The organism is Alteromonas sp. CH_MED4-4 (assembly GCF_037029575.1).
Taxonomy (GTDB): Bacteria; Pseudomonadota; Gammaproteobacteria; order Enterobacterales; family Alteromonadaceae; genus Alteromonas; species Alteromonas macleodii.
In genome coordinates this window covers 1-21,901 of the sequence record NZ_JAYMEU010000020.1, presented here as the reverse complement: position 1 = coordinate 21,901, position 21,901 = coordinate 1, and the positions used below count along the sequence as shown (strand labels likewise).

The window sequence follows — 21,901 nt, the reverse complement described above, 5'->3', positions numbered from 1 at the left end:
TAGTCCGAGAAGTACTGCGCTATATCCGTATTATACTGAATTACCTTAGATTATGATCTGCTATAACGCCAAAAAAGTGCGATTGCGTTAATAGATTTTGGGCATTAAAAAAGCGACTGGTGTTCGAAAATACTTTTCAAAAACACATGCCGCTTTCTTAGTTTGCTGCCGCATTATGCGTGTGGCAGCCCGTAAAGCTATCTATTTAAGGCTGATAGTAAGTCGCTGCGCCCGGGCCTACCGGCATACCGAGTAGGAACACCCAAATGTAGAACAAAATTGTCCAACCTACGATAAACACCATTGAGTAAGGCAGCATCATGGCAATGAGCGTGCCCATTCCCAAGTCTTTCTTGTACCTTGCAGCCATGGCCAAGATGAGTCCGAAATAGCTCATCATAGGTGCGATAACGTTTGTGACTGAATCACCAATACGGTATGCAGCTTGAATCACTTCAGGCGCGTAACCTATGAGCATGAGCATTGGCACAAAAATAGGTGCTGTTACCGCCCATTGCGCTGATGCACTCCCTAGCGACAGGTTCACTACACCACACATCAAAATGAACAGAATAAACACCGCTGGGCCATCTAACCCTGCCGCTTGTAACAACGCAGCACCTTTAACGGCTAATACTGTGCCTAGGTTTGTCCATTTGAAAAACGCAACAAACTGCGCAGCAAAGAACACTAGCGTAATGTAAAGACCCATTGCCCCCATGCTTTTAGACATGGCATCAATAACATCTTTGTCGTTCTTCATCGACTTGGTAACTTTACCGTAAACAAAGCCAGGAATAGCAAAGGTGATAAATATGAATGCAACAATGCCTTTAAGGAACGGAGAGCCCGCTACTTCACCTGTTTCTGGATGACGCAATATACCGTTTTCTGGCACTACCGTTAGCGCTAGTATCGCGCAAACAATAACAAACGATATACCTGCCCAACGCAGGCCTTTCTTTTCTAAATCCGTAGGCGCGTCCATTGATTGCTTGCCTAAATCTATGGAAGCATCAGCAGGGTCAAATTTACCGAGTCTCGGCTCAACAACCTTTTCGGTGACCAACGCGCCCATTGTGGCTACAACGAAGGTACTGATGAACATGAAGTACCAGTTTACTTCTGGGCCTACCATATAGTCGGGGTCAATCATGTGAGCAGCGGCTTCCGTGATACCCGACAACAGTGGGTCAACAGTTCCAAGCAGTAGGTTGGCGCTATAGCCAGCCGATACACCTGCAAACGCGGCGGCCAGACCCGCTAACGGGTGACGACCTAACGAGTGGAAAATCATCGCTGCCAGTGGAATAAGTACCACGTAGCCAAGCTCTGATGCAGTGTTTGAAATGATACCTGCGAAGACGATAGCAAAGGTCACGGCACGTTTAGAGGCATTCATCACCAACGCGCGCATTGCTGCTGATAACAGGCCAGAATGTTCTGCTACCGATACACCAAGAAGCGCAACAAGTACGGTACCCAGTGGCGCAAAGCCTGTGAAATTGGTAACCAAGCCTGTCACTATTCGCTGCAAACCTTCTGCGCTCATCAGCGATATGACTTCAATCATACCGTCTTCTTCACGCCCCTTTGCACCTATTGGGCGAGGGTCAGCTACAGCAATGTCAAAGTAACCAAGTATCCCACTAAGTAACACAATGAAAAGTGAAAGCAGAGCGAACAGCGTTACTGGATGTGGGAGCAGGTTTCCTAACCATTCCACCGTGGTGAGAAATCGCGAGAATAACCCACCTTGTCCGCCCCTATCATCGGCAGACACTGTATTTGTATTTTCCGTTGTCAAAATCTTCCCTCTGTCGTTTATTGACGTCTACCACACCAAGGTTAATGCTGGGAAGGCATCAACCTTGTACATAAATAGTGACGTGTTTTAATAGTATTCAGACGGTATTTTACCCGATTTAGTAAAATTTTGGCAGTAGATAGGGTAAATGAAGGGTTAAGTCAGTGTACATTTTCCTAAATTGCCCGGCTACACAGATTAAATATAACTCGCTATATCATACCGTTAGCCTTTCAAAAGGCGTAAAAAAACCAGTCTAAAAAGACTGGTTTTTAAAGCTTCAAATTACGGCTATTTAGTTACCGTTTGACTTGTTCATATACTTGAAGAAGTCGCTGTCTGGTGCAATAACCATGACATCTTGTTTGCTGTTAAAGCTTTGCTTATACGCGTCCATACTGCGCAGGAAGCTGTAAAAATCAGCGTTCTTTGAGTAAGCGTCAGCGTAAATTTGTGCCGCAATCGCATCACCTTCACCGCGAAGTTGACGTGCATTACGCTCAGCATCAGCAAGCATTACCGTTACCTTAGCATCAATGTTCGCCTTAATGACCTCGGCTTGCTCTTGACCTTCTGAACGATGTTCACGAGCTACGGCGGCACGCTCTGCGCGCATACGCTGGAAGATCGAGTTGCTCACTTCAGTAGGTAAGTTAATCTGTTTAACGCGTACGTCTACAATTTCAATACCAAGCTCATCAGACGATGTAGAAGCTTGTTCCATTGCTTGGTTCATAAGCGCTGAACGCTCACCAGAAACGATTTGTGCAATAGTACGAGTACCAAACTCAGAACGTAGGCCGTTGTTTACTTTTTGCTTCAGTAGCGCTTCTGCTTGCAGCTTGTTGCCACCCGTTGATAGGTAGTAACGTGCAAAGTCTTCTATGCGCCACTTAACATAAGAGTCAACAATCAGGTCTTTCTTCTCGCTTGTTACAAAGCGATCAGGCGTTCCATCCAACGTTTGAATACGCGCATCTAGATGGCGTACCGAGTCAATAAACGGAAGTTTAAAGTGTAAACCTGGCTCAAAAACCCGAGTTTCACCGGTCGCGTCATCGCGCTGAACCTTACCAAATTGAATAACAATGGCACGCTCACCCTCTTTAACTGCAAACAGAGAACCTGATGCAAGCAAAACAAGAAGAACGAATGCTGCAATTAATAAATTCTTCATTATGCTTATCTCCCTTCTCTGTAGCTGTCACCGCGCAAACCAGAGGTTGGCGACGAATTACGGCTTCTGCCTGAAGTGTCAGTTACAGGTGTTTGTAAGCTTTCTAGCGTGTTGCGTGAGCGATCGTTAGACGACGACTGCTGACGCTCCATAATTTTATCCAGAGGCAGGTACATCATGTTGTTTCCGCCTTTGCTATCAACCATGATTTTGCTGGTGTTACCCAACACTTCTTCCATGGTTTCAAGATAGATACGTTCGCGAGTAACCTGAGGTGCGCGCTCATATTGTGGAAGCAGCTCTTCAAAACGTGCCACTTCACCCTGCGCTTCCAACGTTACACGCTCTTTATAGGCTTGCGCTTCTTCATTCATACGATTTACTTGACCACGTGCACGTGGCTCAATCTCTCTCGCATAAGCTTCAGCTTCACGAATAAAACGTTGTTCATCTTCCTGTGCAGCAATCGCATCATCAAATGCATCTTTAACTTGCTCTGGTGGGCGGGCATCACGGAAGTTCATATCGATAATGGAAACACCCATGTTGTAGGGTTCAATGATCGCTTGAAGCTCTTCCCATACACGCTGACGCGTTACTTCACGGCCGTCGGTAAGTACGTCGTCCATTTTAGAGTGGCCAACTACGTAGCGAATAGCGCTATCAAGAGACTGACTTAAACTCTGCTCAGGACTTTCAACGGCAAACGTCCAACGATATGGGTCTACAACGCGAAATTGCATTTCCATTTGAACGCTTACCACGTTTTCGTCTTCTGTAAGCATAGAGCCTGAAGATGACTGGTCGCGAATTGACTGAACATCAACTGGGATTACTGAGTCAATGAACGTTGGCGCCCAACGAAGACCCGGCTCAACCTGCTCGTGATACTCACCGAAGCGAAGCACTACGCCACGCTCTGCTTCACGAATAGTGTAAAAACCACTAATGAACCAAATTACGACAAGTAAACCTACAAGAATACCAGCGCCGATACCACCTAGGCTTTTGCCTGAGCCGCCACCGTTGCCACCTGACTTTCCAAACTTACCAAATAAGTTCTTAAAAACATCGTCCAAATCTGGGGGACCTTGCTCTTTCCCACCGCGATTCTTCCACGGGTCGTTATTATTGCCACCCGGCTCATTCCAAGCCATGCTGATACTCCATAGATTACTGTTATATTTTTGAATTTCGCATGCTCAATGCAGTGACTAGCACTGACTAATGTCGCACAACATACTCTGATATTCCGTTTTCCAGACGTTTTTCAAGTCTGTTCCAGTCAGCGGCGGGCATTCTTACATCAACTACCCAGTCTCCCTGACTGTCGTATTCTTCACTAGCAATACAGTTTAGTTCGTACAACACGCCGCGCAATCGACTTTGTGCAGGCGGAATCTTTAATGTGTAATTCACCATACTTTTACCTAAACATTCGGTTAAAGCTTGGCTCAATAATTCCGTTCCTTCGCCTGTTTGTGCAGATAGCCACACTCTAACAGGCACGCCTTCGTCGTTCCTTTCTATACGCGGTTGAACGTCGTCTAGTTTATCAATCTTATTACAGATTAGTAATTGTTGAATCTCTCCAGCTTCAATTTCTTCAAGTACATCATTAACTTCATCCATGGTTTCGCGATATTTTGCATCAGCAATATCAACCACATGGAGCAGTAAATCTGCTTCTTGAGTCTCTTGAAGTGTCGCTTTAAACGCAGCAACGAGGTCGTGGGGAAGATGACGAATAAAACCTACCGTGTCGGCTAAAATAGCCGGCCCTACGTCTTTTAAATCGATTTTGCGTAACGTGGGATCTAGCGTTGCAAACAGCTGATCGGCAGCGTAAACGTGTGAGTCGGTAATGGTGTTAAACAGCGTCGATTTTCCCGCATTCGTATAGCCAACTAAGGATACCGTTGGAATTTCAGCGCGTTTGCGCGAGCGGCGACCCTGCTCGCGTTGCTTTTGCACTTTTTCCAAACGACGAAGAATGGCTTTAATACGACCACGAAGTAGTCGACGGTCAGTTTCTAGCTGTGTCTCACCTGGACCGCGAAGACCAATACCACCTTTTTGACGCTCAAGGTGGGTCCATCCTCTGATGAGACGAGTTGAGATATGCCTCAACTGGGCTAGTTCGACCTGAAGCTTACCCTCATGTGTTCTTGCGCGCTGCGCAAAAATATCAAGAATTAGCCCCGTTCTATCTAACACCCGGCATTTACACACCGCTTCTAAATTACGCTCCTGAGAAGGAGAAAGCGCGTGGTTGAAAATAACAACGTTGGCATCGTGTGCTTTCACTGCCGCTGCTATTTCCTCTGCCTTACCTGAACCAACAAAAAACTTAGCATGAGGCGCACTGCGCGAAGTCGTAATAACTTCTACCGCATTAACCCCTGCTGAAGACACAAGCAATTCAAGCTCACTTAAGTCTTCTTTACTGTTCTCGTCGGAAAAATTAACATGAACAAGTACAGCCTGTTCACCGGCTTCATAACGGTCAAACAAGCGCGTTACCTTTTAAATTATTCACCTTTAGTATTTTCAGAATCTCCTGCGCTAGGCATTGTGATAGCGCGTGCTGGAACAACAGTAGAAATCGCGTGCTTATACACCATTTGGCTTACTGTGTTCTTCAGTAAAATTACGAACTGGTCGAAAGATTCAACCTGTCCCTGAAGTTTAATACCGTTTACCAGATAAATTGATACTGGAATACGTTCCTTACGCAAAGCGTTCAAGAATGGGTCTTGTAAAGATTGCCCTTTAGCCATTTGATATCCTTAGTTTTTATTATTCGTGATAGGAATTTCACTATCACTGCACGTCTAATATATACCACACTCAAACATTTAAAGTGTGACTTTCGCTGTAATTTTAGTCAAATTATCGTTAGCAAATGTGTCTAGCCATGTAACCTGCTCCCAGCCCCGTAACCACGTGAGCTGACGCTTGGCAAGCTGCCTTGTAGCGATAATGCCTCTTTCACGCATTTCTGAGTAACTCAATTGGCCGTCTAGGTACTGCCACATCTGTCTGTACCCTACCGAACGAATAGAAGGCAAATCTTCATGAAGATCACTGCGTTCGTAGAGCTTTACTACTTCATTCTCAAACCCTTGCTCCAACATCAAATCAAAGCGGGTCGCTATACGTTCGTGCAACACTGCCCTGTCTGCGGGCGCTATGGCAAATTGTGCAATGTTATAAGGGCACTTTTCACCCTCTTGTTGTTGCCAATGTGTCAACGTCTTGCCGGTACTTCTATACACTTCCAGCGCACGGGTAATTCGCTGTGGGTCGTTGGGGTGAATTCTCTCACCACTAATTGGGTCTACACCACGTAATTCATCGTGTAATTTAGACCAACCCAAGCGTTGTGCCTGCTGTGTTATTTCGTCCCGTATCTTTTCATCTGACTTAGGTAGTGGCGAAATTCCATTTATCAAGGCATTAAAGTACATCATTGTGCCTCCAGCCAAAATTGGCACCTTGCCACGCGCTAAAATATCGCCAATTAGCGCATTAGTGTCGTTTACAAATTGCGACACCGAATAGCTTTGTGCAGGGTCGATAATATCAATTAGATGATGTACTACACCTGCTCGCTCTTCCTGCGTTGGCTTCGCAGTGCCGATGTCCATACCTTTATATACAAGGGCTGAATCAACACTAATTACTTCGCTGTCAACCTTGGCCGCTATATCAAGCGCCAAGCCTGTCTTACCTGATGCCGTGGGGCCCATAATTGCTATTACTGGCAATGCAGAATTTATGCCATTGGACACTTTATTCTCCCCATACATCTAGCACTGAATTTAAGGGGCGCACTTTAGCAAATTGCTCAATAATTTCCCATTGTTTCACTTCGCTCTGCTGATCCAACCAGTACCACAGCGCATTTGATGTTTCTTCATCTAAAACATGTTCAGGCAAAACCAATGATTTTACGGCATCATCAAGTGAATTTACTTCATCATTTAGTTCAACTAATAAGAAGTATTCAAACCACTTGAGCCACGGCAAGTGCCTGGTGCCGGCCGGCACCTGTTGCAGCCGATATTTGCCAGCCACTTTATTCACTTCAAAATGCGCGTCGTTTAGCAGTGTAACCAGTTGCTCATTGACATTATTGAGCGAAACAGCAACGGGCATTAACAACGGTTGTCCATGCTGCGCTTTTAAAAATAGTTCGCTTAACCAGATACTTGCAACTTTAGTTGCACAAAGAAGGTAAATTTTTTCTGATTTTGGGTAAATTCTACACTGGGAAGTTAGATTAACGTGCACTGCAACGGGCATCGGGTCTGCATTGTTGTTAATAATGTCGCTATTTGGCGTCATTAACGCATTGTAATTTGACTGATATGCCGCGCTTGGCCCTCGACTTTGCTTATGTGCAGCGCCACCACTTCGTCCACCACTGGCACTCCCCGAGGATGTATTTCTTGGACTGCCTGTAAATTGCCCATAAGGCTGTGGCGCGCCTTGAGAGACTCCCCCCGTCGAGTAACGAGAAGACTCGTTGAACGCTTGTGCATTATCCGACGTTTGATTCTGTAAAGGCCTAATGTAATCGTGTTCTACCTGAGAAGACATGAAATCTGAGCCCGAAGGACGGTTTGCGTCCATTCCTGATAAAGGCTGTTCGTCGGTCATGGCGCGCAGCGCATCACTCACGGTTTTACAGATAAAGTCGTGCACCAATCTGCCTTGTTGAAACCTCACCTCATGCTTGGCGGGATGAACATTTACATCCACATCTTTAGGGTTAACCGTTAAGTACACCACAAAGCTTGGTTGCTCCACCACACCCCAAACGCTTTCGTACGCTTGGCGAATAGCGTGCATAATAAGCTTATCTCGCATGCCTCTGCCGTTAACAAAACTGAACTGGCAATCATTACTGCTGCGAAGCATGGCCTCATTACCTAGCCAAGCATCAATGTGAAGACCTTCATACTCAGTACTAATATGTACGGCGTTTTGAACAAACTTTTGTCCAACCACAGCGCCAATTCGGGTGGCTAAACTGCCTGCTTTGTCGGCGATAAAGCGCTTTGCTACTTTATCGTTGTGTTTTAAAACAAATGAAACCTTGGGATAGCTCAGTGCTATGCGTTTTATGACTTCTTCAATATGCTGAAATTCGGTTTTTTCGGTGCGTAAAAACTTACGTCTTGCTGGCGTGTTGTAAAACAGATCTGCCACGTCAATTGTGGTGCCAACAGGGTGGGCCGCTGGCTGGATATTTACCGCCATTTCCCTACCCTCACAATAGGCCTGCCACGCCTCACCTTGAGACTCAGTGCGCGATGTCAGTGTTAACCGGCTTACCGAGCTAATACTGGCCAGCGCTTCGCCACGAAAGCCAAGAGAGAGAATTTGTTCTAAGTCATCCAGAGTGGTGATTTTGCTGGTTGCATGGCGACTTAATGCCAGCTGCAGTTCACTTTTGACAATGCCTGACCCATTGTCTTTTATTCGAATGCGTTTGTGGCCACCTTTTTCAATATCGACTTCTATTTTGGTGGCACCAGCATCAAGGCTGTTTTCTAATAATTCTTTAACCACAGACGCGGGGCGCTCAACCACTTCACCAGCGGCAATCTGGTTTGCAAGTTGGGGAGATAAAAGCTGTATAGGCAAAGGACTACCCTATGATATTAACTATATGGATTCGTGGCGATACGATATGTAAGTGCTATGAGTGCTGAAAAAGCCGATGAAACAAAACCTTGGTTTATGTTCTCGGAATATTTAGGACCTGCCCTACGCGTACAACATCACTTGAAAGATCATTCGCTGCTTTGATGCTGCTTACTTTTACATTGTAACGCTGTGCTAATAACGAGAGCGACTCGCCGCTTCTTACTTTGTGCGTTCGGTTGTTCGCCCTTTCTTGTGCCCACAGTGTACCATCAGGGGGAACTTGCTTGAAGTAACGCTTAGTCGCATTAAACATGGCATTCGCTAAGCGTTCGCGATGTTTAGACCAGTTCAGATTCTTCTCTTCTTGCGGATTAGAAATGAAACCGACTTCGACCAAAATAGAGGGGATGTCAGGCGCGGTCAAAACTGCAAAACTGGCGGCTTGTGGTTTTCTTTTATGCAGACTGGTCACCTGCTTTAGCTCTTCAACCACTTTATTACCTAAATCGTGGCTGGTCGCCATGCTGTGATCCATCGATAAACCCAGTATGGTTTCAGTAAGATATCGCTCGCTTGATTTATCATTGATCACTTCAGCTGCACCACCGAGTAATTCAGAGTGACGTTCAGATTTCTCTAGCCAGCGGCCTAATTCAGTGTCTGCTCTTCGCATGGATAGTACCCACACCGAACCACCTCGCGGTTGAGGCTGACTAAACGCATCGGCGTGGATGGAAATAAGCAAATCGGCTTTTTTCTCGCGCGCAATTTCAGGACGTCGATTAGGAGAAACATAATAATCATCGCCACGAGTCATGATGGCGCGCATACCTCGCTCCCGGTTTATCATGTCTTCCAGTTTTTTGGCGATACTCAGGGTGATGTGCTTTTCATAGGTACCAGCCGGACCGATTGAACCTGGGTCATGTCCACCATGCCCGGCGTCGATGGCGACGATAATGTCTCGGTCTCGGGCACTGGTAGAATCATCAATAACGACAGAGCCAGTTGATGCCGACGCTGATAACGTTGGCGACGGCTTCGGCGCGCTATCTGGTAAATCGACAACCAGCCTGTGTCCGTAAGCACCATCGGGGGTTACTGCAAATAACGAAGGCTTGGTATTTCTATTGAGCTCAACAACCACTCTGGCAGATGATTTGTTTTTCGGTGTGGAGTAGCGCAGCTTTTTAATCAAATCACCGCTGTTTTCAATGCCAGAAAGCTTAGCGGTGTCGCTGGTGTTGTTAAGATCGATGACAAGCCGAAGCGGATTTTTAAGTGTAAAATAGGTGAACTCTGGCGCTGATTTCATATCGAAAACAACGCGCGTATTGTCCGGCGACGGCCATATCCTAACCCCGTCGATGTTATTTTGCGCACCGTGTGCGAATTGCACGACGAAACACAATAATAATACCGAAACTATACTGCGCACCATAATTAGCCTTTCTGTTATTGTTATGCTGCTCTCGTCAACTCCGGAGCGGCTATTTATTCAGTTTTTCTTTCATTTCGCATTTGCGCTAAACGCGCTTGCATTGCTGAAGCAATTTCGCACCGTGGGCACTTTTTGCTTCCAAATTAAACTGCCTACCCGATGGCGTAATATTTATACTAATCACTAAGTCTGGGGATGCCAAGTATTCGCCCCCTTTTTCCGACCATTCAATAAGCGCGATAGCGCCCGAACCAAAGTAATCGCGAATTCCCATGAACTCTAACTCTTCTGGGTCGGCTAAGCGATACAGGTCGAAGTGATAGATATTGACGCCGTCCAACTCATAAGGTTCAACCAATGTATAGGTTGGACTTTTAACGCTACCTGAATGACCTAAAGATTGAATGAAATATCGGCTAAATGTCGTTTTCCCTGCACCTAAGTCGCCGTTTAAATAAATAACAGCATCGGTAGGGAGTTGACTCGAAACAGCCTGCGCTAAATCTCTGGCAAGCTGCGCAGTATCATCTACTTCATTAGCAAAAAAAGAGGTATGCGGGTAAGACATCAACAATATTCCACAGTAATAGAAAGCCGAATAACACAGTAGATGCCTGCCCGTTCAAGACAAAACCACGCTAACTAGTGGTTTATAAGCGCACGTACTGCGTCAAACAAATCGCTCGCTATCATACCACGTTGACCATACAGTTGGGCAATATCATCGCCAGCCTTAGCATGAAGCACTACACCATATTTCGCTGCAATATCTGTTTCTACGCCTTGCGCGAGCAACGCGCCCAATATTCCGCTTAATACATCACCGCTTCCTGCGGTAGCCATACCTGGATTACCGTGACGGCAAACCCAGGTTTTCTTTTCATTGTCGATAAGCGTGCCCGCCCCTTTTAGTACACAGACCGCATGGTATCGCTGTGAGCACTGCCTTGCGTAGTTAAAACGGTCGCTTTCTACATCATCAATAGAAACACCGAGTAAACGCGCAGCTTCGCCCGCGTGAGGGGTTAAAATACTGTCAGACAAGGTGTACGCGGTTGACTGCTGACACAACAGATTTAGCGCGTCAGCATCAATGACCACAGGCTTATTTTGGCTTTGACAGTGCTTCATGGTGGTTTCAAATGCGCTTTCTGCCCATTCATCTTGCCCAAGACCCGGTCCAATAACCACACAGGTTGCCCAAGCTAATGCATCTTCCAAATTAGAGTCGGTGACCATGAGTTCAGGTCTGCCTGCACTGACCTGAACGACTGACGACTCATGGGTATACACGCGTACCATGCCCGCACCGCCTCTCAGCGCGGCTTCACTGGCGAGTCGAATGGCACCTGCTGTTCCGCGGTTACCGCCAATGCACAACAGTCGACCATAAGTCCCTTTATGACTGTTAATCTCCCGTGGCCCCATACCTTTAAAGTGGTCGATATTTAGCATGGTCGCGCTCGCTTTGGCTAATGCTTGGAACGCTTTGCCGATACCCAAATCCGCATACACTAACTTACCGCACGATTGTTTACCCGCACCAGTAACAAGCCCCGGCTTAATGCCTACAAAAGTAACGGTGATATCAGCCTGAACACATCGTCCCAGGCTCTGTCCTGTATTTGCATCAAGCCCTGACGGCACATCAACGCTTACTACCGGTGTTGATGACGCATTCACCGCATCAATGATGTCTGCAAACTCATTGCGAATATAGCTATTAATACCTGTACCAAGAAGCGCATCAATCACTACGTCGGACTTCTCGAGGAGCGCAGCGTCAAACCCATTGATACTGCCTCCTGAATCGAGCCAGCGCTGCTGTGCTTTGCCAGCATCACCTTCCAGCGTACGTTCAGGCTCAACCGCACATAAATGCACTTGTTTACCCGCAAGTTTTGCGTTTATTGCTGCAATGTAGCCGTCACCCGCATTGTTACCTTGGCCCACCAGCACTAAGTAAACATCTGAGTTTGGCATAAGCTCAAGACACTGCTTAAATACCACATCGCCAGCTCGTTGCATCAATGTGAACATATCGCAGCCCGAATCCGCGGCGGCTTGTCCCTCATTTTCCCTAACCTGATCGGCCCGAAATAATTTGTATGATAAACTTGACGTTAATTGAGTATCTAGCATGAGCACATGTCCGAATTTAGTTCTATCGACCTTGTTGAATTAACCAACAATATCAAGGCTTGGGGTACAGCGCTAGGCTTTCAGCAGGTTGGCATCAGCGATATTGATCTACATCAGCACGAGGCACACCTTCAAGAATGGTTAGACAATGGGTATCACGGTGACATGGCCTTTATGGAGAGTCATGGGATGAAGCGTGCCCGGCCTGATGAGTTGGTCCCAGGGACATTACGGGTTATCAGCGTTCGCATGAACTACTTACCTCCTGACGCCTCGTTTGCTAAGCATTTAAAAAAGCCAGAAATAGGATACATCAGCCGCTATGCATTGGGCCGTGACTACCACAAAGTGCTGCGCAAACGTCTGAAGCAATTGGGAGAGAAAATCACCGCATCCTTGGCGCATACCCAATATCGCCCGTTTGTAGACTCAGCCCCCGTGTTGGAACACGCTATTGCTGAAAAAGCGGGTATTGGCTGGACGGGGAAACACAGCCTGACACTCAACAAAGAAGCCGGCTCTTGGTTCTTCTTAGGTGAGCTGTTCATCAATTTGCCATTACCTACTGACTCACCAATTGAAGAGGGTTGCGGCACCTGCACGGCGTGTCTAACCATCTGCCCGACCAATGCAATTGTTGCGCCTTATAAAGTAGATGCCCGTCGCTGTATTTCCTATCTCACCATTGAATCAGACAAAGATATTCCCGAAGATTTGCGCCCCATGATGGGCAATCGCATTTATGGCTGTGACGATTGCCAACTTGTTTGCCCTTGGAATCGCTTTGCCGATGTTACCAGTGAAGAAGATTTCCACCCGCGACAAGTGCTACACGGCCAAAGTCTCAATGCGCTTTTCGGCTGGTCTGAAGAAACCTTCTTGCGCAATACGGAAGGCTCTCCCATCAGGCGGATTGGCTTTGAGAAGTGGCAGCGTAATATTGCCGTTGCGTTAGGAAACGCTCCGTATGATGAACAAAGCACTCTGCTTTTGAAAGAAAGACGAGGGAGCGTGAGTGACTTGGTGGACAGACATATTGATTGGGCTCTTAAGCGGCAGCAAGAGAAGCAACAAGCGTCTGATGCAAAAAACAGGCAGCAAGCGCGGCTTATTCGCGTAATTGAAAAAGGTTTACCAAGAGACGCCTAACGCCAGTACACGTTTGAATAAGGCATACCGCGAATTCAATTGGCGATATACATGTTTTGGGGTTAACCCGCTGAGGCAAGCTGACTGTTTAAATCGGCCTGAGTGCTATTCCGATAACGCACACGAGCATTTGGCGAATGGGATGCGGCGAAAGAAACGTTAAGTTTGAGGCCTCGCTGTGCCACTTGCGTGGTTATGATAGGCGAGCCGAATTCCCACCACGGTTCCTGTTCCAATGCTTCAATAACTCGCGACAGCTCAGTTTCAGAACCGTCATACTCACCCGTTATTTCGCAATGTCCGTTCTCACATTTTACCGAGTCTAAAACAAAGCGCTCGTTGTTAGGCGGCAGCGCAAAAAACGTATTGAGTGAGCCTTCGGTTTTCGTGTAGAAAACCTCTGGCGCCATGATTTGGACATTCTCAGCAACGGGGGCAACATTCATCTCGCCGTTTTTCGTAACGCTTGTATCCAAGAGCACCGTACCTGCTTCATTTGAAACCAACTTGGCGGCGGGCTTAATAACTTTCAGCTCACTCGTTTCCGTGGCACGAGAGCGCGCTAACACATTGGTTAGTCGCTCTTTTTCTGCATTGGATTCACTGAGTTGGTGTTGATAGCCAGAAAATTTATACCCTGCTATCAATGCAAACGCTATCAGCAACAACACAAGCCACGTTTTCATTTTACTTCCTTTATCGAAGTCGCTTACTTGTGATATTGCTTACTAAGTTCATGTACCGCATTAACGAACACACCTGCATTTTCAGGTGGTACGTCTAGATGGATACCGTGACCTAAATTAAATACGTGACCGCTACCTTCACCGTAACCTTCTAGAATGGACGCCACTTCTTGCTCAATTCTTTGCGGTTGAGCATACAGCATTGATGGATCCATATTACCTTGAAGTGCAACTTTATCGCCAATGCGCGCACGCGCTTCTTTAATGTCGATAGTCCAGTCTAAACCTACTGCGTCGCAGCCTGTCGCCGCAATCGATTCTAGCCACATGCCACCGTTTTTGGTGAACAAGGTAACAGGTACTTTACGGCCTTCATTTTCACGGGTCAGCCCACTTACAATGCGCTCCATGTACTGAAGCGAGAATTCTTTGTAGTCACGAGGAGATAACACGCCACCCCAAGTATCAAATACCATGACTGACTGCGCGCCCGCAGCGATTTGAGCATTTAAATACTCAGTAACAGAATCAGCCAGTTTTGCTAGTAACGCATGAAGCGTTGCTGGCTCAGCAAATGCCATTTTCTTGATTTTGGTAAAGGCTTTACTTGAACCACCTTCAATCATGTAAGTCGCGAGTGTCCAAGGGCTTCCAGAAAAACCAATTAATGGCACTTCACCTTTAAGCTCACGGCGAATAGTACGAACGGCATTCATTACGTACTGTAATTCACCTTCTGGATCAGGAAGGCCTATTTTATCCACATCCGCTTTACACGTGATTGGATTTTTAAAGCGAGGGCCTTCACCTGTTTCAAAGTAAAGACCGAGGCCCATCGCATCTGGAATGGTCAAAATATCCGAAAAGAGAATTGCAGCGTCGAGAGGAAAACGACGTAAAGGTTGTAGCGTCACCTCACATGCAAGTTCTGCATTCTTGCACAACGACATAAAATCGCCTGCTACTGCACGAGTCGCTTTGTACTCTGGGAGGTAGCGCCCGGCTTGTCGCATCATCCATACAGGTGTGACATCAACCGGCTGCTTAAGTAACGCACGTAAGTAACGATCGTTCTTTAACGCGGGCTTATCAACACTGGGGAAATTTTGCGACATATAACTCACCTAAATTACTGAAGATATTTAAGCGCGAAAGTATACCAGTATTCTTAACTAAGGTGTGCTAAAACCTGTATTAAAAAATCAATGTTTTAACGACAAATCGGTGTAGTGTCGATTATTAAAGACAAACAATACTTGAACATTACTTTAAAAAGACGCTTGCACTTAAAGTGAGTGTTTGCTATTACTATAACCGTTAAAGAAAAGAAGCCCTACATGGGACCGTGCTAGACTTATTGAAACCCTGCCTCGGCAGGGTTTTTTATTTGTCGCCGATTAGAGACACCGTTTCAGCAATTAATTGTCCCGCAATAGACACTTTCGGTGGAATAGTCGGCAGCGCATCTATATCAAACCATTGCGCATCATCTATCTCGTTCTCCTGACAACGAATTTCCCCTTCGTCATACTCGGCAATAAACCCGACCATTAAGGAATGTGGAAATGGCCATGGCTGACTATTGTAATAGCGCAAGTTTTTAACCTTAACGCCAACTTCTTCGAAAACTTCTCTGTGGACCGCTTGCTCCAGACTTTCACCACTTTCTACAAAGCCAGCAAGAGTTGAATACATATTAGATTCTCGATGGCGAACGCCTTTGGCCAAAAGTATTTTTTCGCTGTCGTGTATAGAAACAATGATACAGGGAGACACTCTTGGATAACTGCGATGTTGGCAGCGGTGACAATGCATTGCCATTTCCCAATCTACGCGTTCAGTCTTGGCTCCACATTGCCCGCAAAATTGATGAGTACGCAAGAAATGGATGTATTGCCAGGCTCGCCCAATAACGGAAAAGGCTATATCGTATTCGGCAAAAAGAAGCTGTCTAAGCGATACCCGTTCCCAACCGGGTTCCTCAACATGCTCAGCGCCCAAATCAACGACGTATACGGGCAGGTCTCTATGCGCCGTCTCATTGAGCGGCGGAAGTTGATGAATTTCATCGACATAAGATGCTAAAAATGGAATATCACTCAGATAAGCAATGGGGATAGACTCAGACGATTCTTGTACTACAATTTTGCCGCGACTAAAAACTACCCACAGGGCTTGCTGAGCAGCTAGTTTCGCCTCATCCAACTTTATCATCATTGCACATCACTCCTGTTCTTTAATGCTTCATACTACACTAAATACTGAGCGTATAGATCGCCACCATACATTTTGAAACGAACTTTTTCGCGCAAAATTTGTGTCGCTAGTGCACAGTGTTATACTGAAACTTATTGTCGCTAAACGGGTAACACATCAAAATGTTGCAACAGTTAGAAAGCGTTAAATCAAAATGGGGCGGGAAAAGCCAGGTTATTGACCGCTGGTTAATGGACAGACAGGCACTGTTAGTTTCTTTCTGTGAACTAGCAGGTATTAACAAGCGAAGCGAGTGTTTACCTGACCCAGATGAAATAGACAACTTTTGCAGCGCATTACTCGATTATTTGTCGGTAGGACACTTTGAGGTTTTCGATATGTTGGTTGAAAACGACAATGAAGGCCTTGCACTACGAGATAAACTTTACCCCAGATTGACAAAAACCACTGACGCAGCACTCGCATTTAATGATACGTTTGCACAAGCAGTAACGCCCGAGCAGGCAGCTGAATTTGACTCAGCGCTAGCCAAGCTTGGTGAGACATTAGAAGAGCGTTTCTCCTTGGAAGATGAGTTAATAGCTCATGTACACACTAAAAAACGTGATCCAGAAGTGACGCTTTAATATAACAATGAAAGTCGAGTTTACGGTTATCATCAATGAACAAAACCACACTTATTCATAAGGCACGGGCTTATTGCGAGCAACGCGGCGCCAGATTCACACCGCTTAGAGAAAAGGTGTACGAAATTCTTGTTTCAAAGCACGGCCCTATGGGTGCTTATGAACTACTCGACTCACTGAAAGAAACAGAGTCTAGTGCCAAACCTGCGACAGTCTATCGCGCCCTTGATTTTCTTCTCGATTTTGGGTTTATTCACCGTTTAGAGTCTACCAATGCGTTTGTGGCCTGCTATCATTTTGGTTGTAACCACCCTGTTCAGTTTCTAATTTGTGACAGCTGTGGTGATGTTGCTGAAATTCAATCTGAAGGTCTTCAAGAGACCCTTGATAGCCAAGCAAAGCAACACGGATTCAAAGTATCGAAACAAACTATAGAGGCCCATGGATTATGTGCCGATTGTCAACAAACGGAAGATCACGCTGCCCAGGAGAGTGTACATGAATGCTGATTTTGTGAACCCGTTTATTGCTGGTCTTTTGAACGTGCTTGAAACCATGGCTCAAACTAAATTGACCCCTGGCAAGCCCAAGCGCAAACAAAGTGATATCGCCAAAGGCGATGTATCGGGGCTAATTGGCATGGTGGGCCCTGACGTTCGCGGCTCGATGTCTATTACTTTTGACGAGTCTTTGGCCCTGACCATAATGGAGAGAATGGTTGGAGAGCGCCCTGAGAAGCTTGATGCAGAAGTAGGCGACATGGTTGGCGAAGTTACCAACATGATTTGCGGTAACGCAAAACGAGACCTTGCTGAGCGGGGTTACGAGTTTGGAATGGCAACACCCATCGTTGTATCAGGAAAGCAACATACGATTAGTCACCAGGTTGATGGTGCTAAAATTATTCTTCCTTTCATGTGCGACGAAGGATTAGCGCATTTGGAAATCTGTTTTGACAAATAATTTCTGGCAGTCTGAAAAAATTACACTCGACAGCTACCCGAGAGGATTTCACCTGATAACACAGCAGGTGGAATCTGCAATACCCAGTATTCGTCATGTTGAAGTCGGCCTTTTGCACCTATGGCTTCAGCATACAAGCGCTAGTTTGACAATCAATGAAAATGCCGACCCTACAGTGAGGCATGATATGGAAGCGTTCTTCAACCATAGTGTAAAAGAAGAGCTTTCTTTTTTCAGGCATACTTATGAAGGTAAAGATGATATGCCTGCTCACTTAAAATCGAGTATACTAGGGTGTCAACTTACTATACCTGTCCAACAAGGCAAGCTTGCACTTGGCACGTGGCAGGGTATCATGCTCGGCGAACACCGAGATCATGGTGGAAGACGAACAATTATTGCCACATTACAAGGGATCGCAGCCTAACCCATATTATAAATGGCACAATTTGTGCTAGCGTTAAACGTTAAGCACAACACAAAATTATCAAAAATCGATAATCACTCAACGTTAAACAGGATGTGACTATGAAACAACACTTTAAAATGGCAGCGCTATCTCTTGCTGTAATTTCTTCGACTAATGCATTTGCACAAGACTCTTCTGAGCCAGAGTACAAAAACTGGTTTGGTTTGTCTGGCATGTATTACAACACTGACGACTCACGTCCGTTAGATCTAACTGACGGCGGCCTTTACGACGATGGTCGTGGCGTAGCTTTTGAATACGGTTTCCGTTTTACTCAAAGCTGGGCAGCTCGTGTTGAATTTACAGCCCTAGACCTTGATTATGCAGGCGGCGGTGATGAAAGCGGTGAAATGGTTGGTGTTGACGCACTATACTTCATGCCAAATGATGCATGGTTCGTTTTTGGTGGTGTTAAGCGTCAAGCAGTAGGCGAATCAACTACGCTTGGTAACATCGGTATCGGTAAACACTGGGACATCCACGAAGATGTTAAACTTGTTACTGAAATCGCCGCTTATCACGACTTCGGTGAAGATTACAATGACTACAGTGTTAAAGTTGGTATCGCGATCCCATTTGGTAAAGGCACTCCTGCCGCACCTAAAGACAGCGACAACGATGGCGTTGTAGACAGCAAAGACCAGTGCCCAATGACACCAGCGGGTGTTCGTGTTGACGCAAATGGTTGTAGCATCGATGATGATAACGATGGCGTTCTAAACAACGTTGACCAGTGTCCTAACACTCCAGCTGGCACTAAAGTAGATGCAACTGGCTGTGCAATTAAAGATTCGGACAACGACGGCGTTGTAGACAGCAAAGATATGTGCCCTGATACACCAGCTGGCGTAAAAGTTGATGCAAAAGGTTGTACAGTATTTGACGAAGAGACAGTAGAAATCACACTACGCGTTCTATTCGACAACGAAAGTGCTGTAGTTAAAATGCCAAAAGATCCAGAAATCTCTGAATTTGCTGAGTTCATGAAGCAGTATCCTTCAACAACTGCGGTAATTGAAGGTCACACTTCTGCACCAGGTAGTGAAGCTTACAACATGGACCTTTCTAAGCGTCGTGCTGCGAACTTCAAAGAAGTAATGGTAGACATGTACGGTATCGAAGGTTCTCGTTTAGAGACTATCGGTTACGGCGAAACTCAGCTTCTAGACAATGGTAAGAATGCTGAAGCACACCGTGTTAACCGTCGCATTTCAGTGACAGTTAAAGACACAGTGAAAGTAGCTGAAGAAAAGTAATTCAGTGTATATGAATTGAAAAAGGCGCCTTACGGCGCCTTTTTTGTGTCTGAAATACTTTAACTTGTTAACCCTTAAAATGTAGACCGTGGCCGCAGTCGAAGCCTTTAGTCGCTATAAGAGGGGCTAATATTCGTCGGCTATGGCAGGGCCTGCATAGTTGTCAAATCGTGAGAATTGGCCTTGGAACGTAAGTCGACAGGTACCAATTGGGCCGTTACGCTGTTTACCAATAATAATCTCTGCAATGCCCTTATACTCACTGTTTTCGTGATAAACCTCATCACGATAAATAAACATAATAAGGTCGGCATCCTGCTCGATTGAGCCAGACTCACGAAGGTCAGAGTTTACAGGACGTTTATCGGCGCGTTGTTCTAGCGTACGGTTAAGCTGTGAAAGGGCAACTACCGGCACTTCAAGCTCTTTAGCCAATGCTTTCAGTGAGCGAGAGATCTCTGCAATTTCCAATGTTCGGTTATCGCTAAGAGAAGGTACGCGCATCAACTGAAGATAATCCACCATGATGAGACTGATTCCACCTCGTTCGCGAGCGAGTTTTCTTGCGCGACTTCGCACGTCCATTGGTGTAAGGCCTGACGAATCATCAACAAACAAACAATCTTTGTCTTTGAGCATAGCCATGGTGTTGGAGATACGTGCCCAATCTTCATCATCCAGCTGCGCAGTACGAATTTTGGTTTGGTCAACGCGGCTTAATGACGCCAACATACGCATCATGATTTGTTCTGAGGGCATCTCAAGACTGAAAACAAGTACAGGTTTGTCTTCTGCCATCATGGCGTTTTCAATCAAGTTCATGGCGAAAGTAGTCTTACCCATCGATGGACGAGCCGCCACGATAATAAGGTCAGAGGGCTGCATACCACTGGTCATTTTGTCTAGGTCGGTAAAGCCGGTAGTAACACCGGTAACGTCTTTATTGGTTTTCACCAATTCTTCTAGACGGTCAATGGTCTTCCCTAAGATAGACTCGACATCGCGAGGACCTTCGTTTTCACCAGTTCTTCGTTCGGCAATTTCAAATACTTTACTTTCGGCCAGGTCAAGAATGTCTGCACTGTCACGGCCTTCGGGGTTGTACCCAACTTCCGCTATTTCATGCGCCACGCCAATAAGCTCTCGGGTTATCGCGCGCTCACTAATAATTTGCGCATAAGACACAACGTTCGCAGAACTTGGCGTGTTTTTGGCAAGTTCACCTAAGTAGGCAAAACCACCAGCATCTTCCAGTTCATCATGCTTTTCCAGCTCTTCTGATACTGTTATAAGATCTATTGGCTGGCTACTGTTTAGTAGTCGAGTGATAGCACGAAAGATAATTTGGTGTGAGCGATTGTAAAAATCGTTATCGGTAACAAGCTCCGCGACTTTGTCCCAGCTTTCAGGGTCAATAAGCATGCTGCCCAAAACAGATTGCTCAGCCTCAATGCTATGAGGTGGAACCTTCAATTTTTCAACATTCTTATCGTTTTTAGACGCAGACGCCACGAGTGAAACCTATTCCAATGCACAAAAGTCAGTTGGATATTATGCGCTTTTAACGTCCATCACTCAACAAAGGAAGTCGTCATTTTGTTGCGAAAGCGCAAAAAGACAACATCGTTTAAAGCGTTTTCTCCAGCTTTAAAAACGTACCGTCAACCAAGGTGTAGGCGCTGCCACCTTCCTGAAAAATGAGTGTAGAACCCATGATTGCTGAATTATCAAGGCACGACAAACTTACTTCAGTAATCTTGTCGTCGCTAAAGCCGAGCGATGATGGAGAGGCTTTAAAAGCAGCATAAAAATCTTGATTACTGATATTTTTCGTTGAATACACCGGTGACTCACAGAATGCCTGATCGAGTTTAGCCGAGTCTGAAGCATAGGTTACCGAGCGACCCAAGAACTTTTCTGACTCTATTGATGAGTGAGCTGAAACACCTACATTATAGGCCTTAGTCACCACCCAAGTACCTTCGTAATAAGCGGGTTCCTGAACAGCACAGCCTAGCGTAAATGCGCATATTCCAAACGCACCAATAATTAGACTATGAAATCGCCAAAACCTTTTGACGTGTCCAACAATACTCAATTTAACCTCCAATCAAAAAATAACAAACCATGTGATGATGTGGGTGAAGCGTGCAGGTCCGCTAACTTGTAACTAAGAGCCATTAAAACGCACTTTTGTTACTTACAAACGCTCAGCTACACATTTTTAGCGACCAATCGAGTAGGAGGGAGTTTTACAACTCCCGTCCTCTCACACCACCGGGCATACGGTTCCGTACCACGGCGGTTCAT

Annotated in this window: 21 protein-coding genes; 6 read left to right on the top strand and 15 right to left on the bottom strand. The window is 45.9% G+C overall.

All coding sequences use genetic code 11. The features are described 5' to 3' along the window. Positions 1 to 205: 205 nt before the first annotated feature. The 10 genes from WA381_RS14060 to WA381_RS14015 form a co-directional block, all read right to left on the bottom strand. A complete protein-coding gene (locus WA381_RS14060) occupies positions 206 to 1,807 on the bottom strand; it encodes an AbgT family transporter (protein WP_207198752.1) in 1,602 nt (533 codons plus the stop codon). Positions 1,808 to 2,102: 295 nt separating this feature from the next. After that, the gene (hflC, locus tag WA381_RS14055) at positions 2,103 to 2,984 is read right to left on the bottom strand and encodes a protease modulator HflC (RefSeq protein WP_014951089.1); all 882 of its coding nucleotides are present in this window, start codon (positions 2,982 to 2,984) and stop codon (positions 2,103 to 2,105) included. 5 nt (positions 2,985 to 2,989) lie between these two features. Further along, positions 2,990 to 4,141 carry an FtsH protease activity modulator HflK gene (hflK, locus tag WA381_RS14050; protein WP_014951090.1) on the bottom strand — a complete coding sequence of 384 codons (1,152 nt, stop codon included), beginning with the start codon at positions 4,139 to 4,141 and terminating at the stop codon, positions 2,990 to 2,992. A gap of 67 nt (positions 4,142 to 4,208) precedes the next feature. Continuing rightward, entirely contained in the window at positions 4,209 to 5,498 is a 1,290-nt protein-coding gene (gene hflX, locus WA381_RS14045; RefSeq protein ID WP_014951091.1) for a ribosome rescue GTPase HflX, read from the bottom strand. A gap of 17 nt (positions 5,499 to 5,515) precedes the next feature. Then, entirely contained in the window at positions 5,516 to 5,764 is a 249-nt protein-coding gene (gene hfq, locus WA381_RS14040; protein WP_014951092.1) for an RNA chaperone Hfq, read from the bottom strand. Between the two features lie 78 nt (positions 5,765 to 5,842). Beyond that, the gene (gene miaA / locus WA381_RS14035) at positions 5,843 to 6,796 is read right to left on the bottom strand and encodes a tRNA (adenosine(37)-N6)-dimethylallyltransferase MiaA (RefSeq protein ID WP_197044427.1); all 954 of its coding nucleotides are present in this window, start codon (positions 6,794 to 6,796) and stop codon (positions 5,843 to 5,845) included. Continuing rightward, the gene (gene mutL, locus WA381_RS14030) at positions 6,780 to 8,639 is read right to left on the bottom strand and encodes a DNA mismatch repair endonuclease MutL (protein ID WP_156087082.1); all 1,860 of its coding nucleotides are present in this window, start codon (positions 8,637 to 8,639) and stop codon (positions 6,780 to 6,782) included. The genes miaA and mutL overlap by 17 nt, the downstream gene beginning before the upstream one ends. Positions 8,640 to 8,733: 94 nt before the next feature. Beyond that, on the bottom strand, positions 8,734 to 10,083 hold the full coding sequence (locus WA381_RS14025) for an N-acetylmuramoyl-L-alanine amidase (RefSeq protein WP_014951095.1): 1,350 nt from the start codon (positions 10,081 to 10,083) through the stop codon (positions 8,734 to 8,736). Between the two features lie 85 nt (positions 10,084 to 10,168). After that, the gene (gene tsaE / locus WA381_RS14020) at positions 10,169 to 10,651 is read right to left on the bottom strand and encodes a tRNA (adenosine(37)-N6)-threonylcarbamoyltransferase complex ATPase subunit type 1 TsaE (protein WP_014951096.1); all 483 of its coding nucleotides are present in this window, start codon (positions 10,649 to 10,651) and stop codon (positions 10,169 to 10,171) included. A gap of 74 nt (positions 10,652 to 10,725) precedes the next feature. Further along, positions 10,726 to 12,225, bottom strand: coding sequence for an NAD(P)H-hydrate dehydratase (locus WA381_RS14015; protein WP_156087083.1), 1,500 nt, complete (start codon positions 12,223 to 12,225; stop codon positions 10,726 to 10,728). A 6-nt stretch (positions 12,226 to 12,231) separates the two neighbouring features. Here WA381_RS14015 and queG point away from each other — a divergent pair, with 6 nt between their 5' ends. Continuing rightward, complete coding sequence (queG, locus tag WA381_RS14010; protein WP_014951098.1) at positions 12,232 to 13,374, top strand: tRNA epoxyqueuosine(34) reductase QueG; 1,143 nt, start codon at positions 12,232 to 12,234, stop codon at positions 13,372 to 13,374. 62 nt (positions 13,375 to 13,436) lie between these two features. On the opposite strand, the gene WA381_RS14005 is transcribed toward queG, so the two are convergent. The 3 genes from WA381_RS14005 to nudC all read right to left on the bottom strand — a co-directional run bounded on the left by WA381_RS14005 (position 13,437) and on the right by nudC (position 16,277). Beyond that, the gene (locus WA381_RS14005) at positions 13,437 to 14,060 is read right to left on the bottom strand and encodes a hypothetical protein (protein WP_156087085.1); all 624 of its coding nucleotides are present in this window, start codon (positions 14,058 to 14,060) and stop codon (positions 13,437 to 13,439) included. Positions 14,061 to 14,083: 23 nt separating this feature from the next. After that, positions 14,084 to 15,175 carry a uroporphyrinogen decarboxylase gene (gene hemE / locus WA381_RS14000; protein WP_014951100.1) on the bottom strand — a complete coding sequence of 364 codons (1,092 nt, stop codon included), beginning with the start codon at positions 15,173 to 15,175 and terminating at the stop codon, positions 14,084 to 14,086. 268 nt (positions 15,176 to 15,443) lie between these two features. Further along, on the bottom strand, positions 15,444 to 16,277 hold the full coding sequence (nudC, locus tag WA381_RS13995) for an NAD(+) diphosphatase (RefSeq protein WP_156087087.1): 834 nt from the start codon (positions 16,275 to 16,277) through the stop codon (positions 15,444 to 15,446). Positions 16,278 to 16,438: 161 nt separating this feature from the next. Between nudC and WA381_RS13990 the strand changes: the two genes are divergently transcribed. From WA381_RS13990 to WA381_RS13970, 5 genes are all read left to right on the top strand, one after another. Next, positions 16,439 to 16,903 (top strand): Rsd/AlgQ family anti-sigma factor, encoded by a 465-nt coding sequence (locus tag WA381_RS13990; protein ID WP_014951102.1) that lies wholly within the window; start codon positions 16,439 to 16,441, stop codon positions 16,901 to 16,903. A gap of 35 nt (positions 16,904 to 16,938) precedes the next feature. Next, positions 16,939 to 17,412, top strand: a complete 474-nt coding sequence (locus WA381_RS13985; protein WP_014951103.1) for a transcriptional repressor — start codon at positions 16,939 to 16,941, stop codon at positions 17,410 to 17,412. Next, entirely contained in the window at positions 17,402 to 17,866 is a 465-nt protein-coding gene (locus WA381_RS13980) for a chemotaxis protein CheX (RefSeq protein ID WP_014951104.1), read from the top strand. Before WA381_RS13985 ends, WA381_RS13980 begins: the two co-directional genes overlap by 11 nt. Continuing rightward, a complete protein-coding gene (locus WA381_RS13975; protein ID WP_014951105.1) occupies positions 17,856 to 18,293 on the top strand; it encodes a secondary thiamine-phosphate synthase enzyme YjbQ in 438 nt (145 codons plus the stop codon). Before WA381_RS13980 ends, WA381_RS13975 begins: the two co-directional genes overlap by 11 nt. 101 nt (positions 18,294 to 18,394) lie before the next feature. Beyond that, positions 18,395 to 19,591, top strand: a complete 1,197-nt coding sequence (locus tag WA381_RS13970; RefSeq protein WP_014951106.1) for an OmpA family protein — start codon at positions 18,395 to 18,397, stop codon at positions 19,589 to 19,591. Positions 19,592 to 19,717: 126 nt separating this feature from the next. Here the strand turns inward: WA381_RS13970 and dnaB are convergent, their stop codons facing one another. Both dnaB and WA381_RS13960 read right to left on the bottom strand, forming a co-directional pair. Then, positions 19,718 to 21,103: a replicative DNA helicase gene (gene dnaB / locus WA381_RS13965; RefSeq protein ID WP_014951107.1), complete on the bottom strand. Its 1,386-nt coding sequence runs from the start codon at positions 21,101 to 21,103 to the stop codon at positions 19,718 to 19,720. Between the two features lie 115 nt (positions 21,104 to 21,218). Continuing rightward, positions 21,219 to 21,689: a hypothetical protein gene (locus WA381_RS13960; protein ID WP_014951108.1), complete on the bottom strand. Its 471-nt coding sequence runs from the start codon at positions 21,687 to 21,689 to the stop codon at positions 21,219 to 21,221. Positions 21,690 to 21,901: the final 212 nt, after the last annotated feature.

What these genes read in the sequence shown, in the direction of transcription:
- hflC (WP_014951089.1), bottom strand. Translation starts at nt 2,984, where the DNA reads ATGAAGAATTTATTAATTGCAGCATTCGTTCTTCTTGTTTTGCTTGCA.
- hflK (WP_014951090.1), bottom strand. Translation starts at nt 4,141, where the DNA reads ATGGCTTGGAATGAGCCGGGTGGCAATAATAACGACCCGTGGAAGAAT.
- hfq (WP_014951092.1), bottom strand. Translation starts at nt 5,764, where the DNA reads ATGGCTAAAGGGCAATCTTTACAAGACCCATTCTTGAACGCTTTGCGT.
- miaA (WP_197044427.1), bottom strand. Translation starts at nt 6,796, where the DNA reads ATGTATGGGGAGAATAAAGTGTCCAATGGCATAAATTCTGCATTGCCA.
- WA381_RS14025 (WP_014951095.1), bottom strand. Translation starts at nt 10,083, where the DNA reads ATGGTGCGCAGTATAGTTTCGGTATTATTATTGTGTTTCGTCGTGCAA.
- tsaE (WP_014951096.1), bottom strand. Translation starts at nt 10,651, where the DNA reads ATGTCTTACCCGCATACCTCTTTTTTTGCTAATGAAGTAGATGATACT.
- WA381_RS14015 (WP_156087083.1), bottom strand. Translation starts at nt 12,225, where the DNA reads ATGCTAGATACTCAATTAACGTCAAGTTTATCATACAAATTATTTCGG.
- queG (WP_014951098.1), top strand. Translation starts at nt 12,232, where the DNA reads ATGTCCGAATTTAGTTCTATCGACCTTGTTGAATTAACCAACAATATC.
- WA381_RS14005 (WP_156087085.1), bottom strand. Translation starts at nt 14,060, where the DNA reads ATGAAAACGTGGCTTGTGTTGTTGCTGATAGCGTTTGCATTGATAGCA.
- hemE (WP_014951100.1), bottom strand. Translation starts at nt 15,175, where the DNA reads ATGTCGCAAAATTTCCCCAGTGTTGATAAGCCCGCGTTAAAGAACGAT.
- nudC (WP_156087087.1), bottom strand. Translation starts at nt 16,277, where the DNA reads ATGATGATAAAGTTGGATGAGGCGAAACTAGCTGCTCAGCAAGCCCTG.
- WA381_RS13990 (WP_014951102.1), top strand. Translation starts at nt 16,439, where the DNA reads ATGTTGCAACAGTTAGAAAGCGTTAAATCAAAATGGGGCGGGAAAAGC.
- WA381_RS13985 (WP_014951103.1), top strand. Translation starts at nt 16,939, where the DNA reads ATGAACAAAACCACACTTATTCATAAGGCACGGGCTTATTGCGAGCAA.
- WA381_RS13980 (WP_014951104.1), top strand. Translation starts at nt 17,402, where the DNA reads ATGAATGCTGATTTTGTGAACCCGTTTATTGCTGGTCTTTTGAACGTG.
- WA381_RS13970 (WP_014951106.1), top strand. Translation starts at nt 18,395, where the DNA reads ATGAAACAACACTTTAAAATGGCAGCGCTATCTCTTGCTGTAATTTCT.